The 2,001-nt window shown below is 70.1% G+C and carries 3 protein-coding genes and 1 pseudogene; all 4 read right to left on the bottom strand.

Translation table 11 applies throughout. The features are described 5' to 3' along the window. Positions 1-490, bottom strand: a 490-nt coding sequence (locus tag PLL68_RS14345; protein WP_324535238.1) for a pseudouridine synthase, incomplete at its 3' end; no start/stop codon positions are given. Continuing rightward, the gene (gene lspA / locus PLL68_RS14350) at positions 483-974 is read right to left on the bottom strand and encodes a signal peptidase II (RefSeq protein ID WP_324535240.1); all 492 of its coding nucleotides are present in this window, start codon (positions 972-974) and stop codon (positions 483-485) included. The genes PLL68_RS14345 and lspA, both read right to left, overlap by 8 nt. A 59-nt stretch (positions 975-1,033) precedes the next feature. Further along, positions 1,034-1,471 (bottom strand): TraR/DksA family transcriptional regulator, encoded by a 438-nt coding sequence (locus PLL68_RS14355; protein ID WP_324535242.1) that lies wholly within the window; start codon positions 1,469-1,471, stop codon positions 1,034-1,036. A 171-nt stretch (positions 1,472-1,642) separates the two neighbouring features. Next, positions 1,643-2,001 (bottom strand): annotated as a pseudogene (locus PLL68_RS14360) (hypothetical protein); the annotation flags it as partial.

Genomic DNA, 2,001 nt, shown 5'->3' on the forward strand with positions numbered 1-2,001 from the left:
CGCGCTTGAGCACCGAGTACCCGCGCTCGCTCTTGCACACGACCATCAGGCCCGATGTGCCGACGTCGAGCCGGGACACGATCCCCTGGCGCTCGCTGGCCCCGCTCGTGGAGATGCGGTACCCGGCGGCCTTGAGCCCGGCCAGGACGTTCGGCCCGCTCCAGCCGACACTGGGGTGGGCCGCCACGCCCACGGGCTTGTCCACGACCACGATGTCGTCGTCGTCGTGGATGACGGTCATGCCGGGAACGGGTTCGGCGACGACCTCGAGGGTCGGGCTGACCGGGGATGCCGGGAGCGTCACCTCCAGGACGTCGCCGGCGCTCACCCGGTGGCTCTTGCCCACGCTGGCGGTGTTGACGACGACGCCCCCCTCGGCGGCGAGGTCGGCCGCCCGGGTCCGGGAGAGGCCGAAGAGCCGCGCGATGGCGGCGTCGACCCGTTCGCCTTCGAGGCCGTCGGGAACGAGGACGGTGCGGGCATCAGTCATGAGCGTGCTCCGGGTGGTGGGGTGGGCCGGAGACGGGAGTGCCCCGATAGGCCAGGACCATGATGACGCCGGCGCCCACGACGATCGCGATGTCCGCGACGTTGCCGATGAACCACCCGAAGTAGTCGATGAAGTCGACGACGTGCCCCCGACCGGGGCCGGGCTCCCGGAAGAAACGGTCCCCGAGGTTGCCCAGGGCGCCGCCGAGGAGCAGCCCGAGCGCGACCGCCCAGGCCCTCGTGCCGACCTTGCGCGCGGCGACGAGGACCCAGCCGAGGATCGCCAGCGACACGATCGTGAGGATCCACGTGGCGCCGTCGCCGATCGAGAAGGCCGCCCCGGGGTTGCGGATGAGGTTCAGCGAGATGAACGACCCGATGAGGTCGATCTTCTCCCCCGGCGTCAGCGTGTTCAGGGCCCACACCTTGGTGCCCTGGTCGACGACGAGGACCGCGAGGGCAAGCCCCAGCAGGAGGGTCGTCAACCGTCGCTGACGCCCCGGCGGAACCGGGGGCTGCGTGGACGGGGCGGGGTGACTCGAGGTCAGCGGCGTTCCTGCTTCTTCTTGCATGGCATGCACAGGGTCGCACGAGGAGCGGCCTGGAGCCTAAGTTTGCCGATCGGGTCGCCGCACGACTCGCAGATTCCGTACGTCCCGTCGTCGAACCGTTCCAGGGCGTGCTCACTCTGCTCGAGCATCAGGCGGGCGTTGTTCGCCAGCGAGATCTCCTGCTCGCGCTCGTAGGTCTTGGCCCCGGCATCCGCCTGGTCGTCGCCGGCGCCGTCACCGGAGTCACGCATGAGGTCGACGAGGTCGCTCTCGGCGTCCAGGAGCTCGCTGCGCAGCTGGGCGATCTCCTTCTCGAGTTCACCGCGCAGGTCACGAAGCTCCTTGGCGGTCCACGGCGACTCGTCCTCGCGCACGGCCAAGGTCCGGCTGGACGTGGCCTTCTTCGCCGTCGGCGTCTTCCTGGCAACCATGCGTACCCACTTCCTGAGGGTCGGCGGGCCGTGGTCGACCGTCGACAGTGGGGCGAGGATACGGCGTGAAGGGTCCTCCCTCAACGACAAAACGCCGGCGTGGACGGCGAGGTCGGTCACAGCACGAGGGAAGGGCCCGGCCGATGGCCGGGCCCTTCCCTCGTGCGTGCGTCAGCCCTGGTGCTCGGGCTGCGGCTCGGCAGCCGCGCCCTCGTGCTGCTCGGCGTCGCCGGACTCCTCGTCGGAGTGGTCGACACCGGTGTTCTTCAGGTCCGCCAGCTGCCCCTGGATGTAGGTGTGCAGGCGCGAGCGGTAGTCGCGCTCGAAGCCACTCAGCTCCTCGATCTTGCGCTCGAGCAGGCCACGCTCGCGACCGAGTTCCTCGAGGATCCCGGCCTTCTTCTGCTGGGCCTCGGCCACCATGCCCGTGGAACGCTCGCGCCCCTCGGTGAGCAGTTCGTCACGCTGGGCGGTGGCGGTCGCGATCATCTCGTCACGCTGGGCCGTCGCGGTCGCGATCATCTCGTCAC

Origin of the sequence: Ornithinibacter sp. (assembly GCF_035443565.1) — a bacterium.
GTDB lineage: Bacteria > Actinomycetota > Actinomycetes > Actinomycetales > Dermatophilaceae > Fodinibacter.

What these genes read in the sequence shown, in the direction of transcription:
- PLL68_RS14355 (WP_324535242.1), bottom strand. Translation starts at nt 1,471, where the DNA reads ATGGTTGCCAGGAAGACGCCGACGGCGAAGAAGGCCACGTCCAGCCGG.